Origin of the sequence: Porcipelethomonas ammoniilytica, assembly GCF_025567485.1 — a bacterium.
GTDB classification, from domain to species: domain Bacteria; phylum Bacillota; class Clostridia; order Oscillospirales; family Ruminococcaceae; genus Porcipelethomonas; species Porcipelethomonas ammoniilytica.
The window spans coordinates 1-801 of record NZ_JAOQKH010000090.1; the positions used below are offsets into that span (position 1 = coordinate 1).

The window sequence follows — 801 nt, forward strand, 5'->3', positions numbered from 1 at the left end:
TTTTTATGTCCGAAAGCGGTCAAGACGTAAAACTGCTCCGCAAAAAATTAATATAATATTATGGAGGTCATAAAAATGACAAAGAATTTAAGCTATTTCATGAGAGAACAGAAGGAAGAAATCGTAAATGCTCCTGCACCGGAAAGTTTCGTTGACGAAAACGGAAACCGTCTTGAACTTGAAATTAAAACAATTTCCAATGACAAGATAAGAAAAATTCAGGACAATTACCGCAAGCGTTCTATTGCTCTGGATAATTCAGGAAATCCTTATCTATCGAACGGTGAAGTAGTATTCCAGACAGAAAATGATATCAACAGAGCAATGAGACATATCGTCGCTGAAGCATTGGTTTACCCCGATTTAAAATCTAAGGAACTAATGGACTTCTATCACTGCTATGATATCAGTGAAATGCCTCTTAAAGTATTTCACAGACCGGGAGAATACAGTCAGGTATTTAATTCCGTTATGTCAGTGCTTGGACTTATAAAAAAGGACGAAGATTCAGACGAAGTTAAAGAAGCAAAAAACTAATAACCTGCAAGGGATCGTTTGAATACTGGGCACATGTCTTATGGCAGCGCCACGGACTGCGTATGGAAGAGTTTGAGAAAATGCCTAAACACACAAAACTCTTCTACATTGCATCCGAATTGTGCGAGTTAAACGACCCTTGCAGGATAGATACACAAATTTTGCTTGCTATGCTTAAAAGCGGGATGAGGCTGTAATGAAGGAATTAGCTTTAAAAATACGATTAGTAGATGAAGTAAGCTCTGCCATGAATAATATAGGCGA

Annotated in this window: 1 protein-coding gene; it reads left to right on the forward strand. The window is 37.7% G+C overall.

Annotated features, from left to right (window positions below):
- Positions 1-75: 75 nt before the first annotated feature.
- On the forward strand, positions 76-537 hold the full coding sequence (locus OCV67_RS13410; protein ID WP_178085156.1) for a phage tail assembly chaperone: 462 nt from the start codon (positions 76-78) through the stop codon (positions 535-537).
- Positions 538-801: the final 264 nt, after the last annotated feature.

What these genes read in the sequence shown, in the direction of transcription:
- OCV67_RS13410 (WP_178085156.1), top strand. Translation starts at nt 76, where the DNA reads ATGACAAAGAATTTAAGCTATTTCATGAGAGAACAGAAGGAAGAAATC.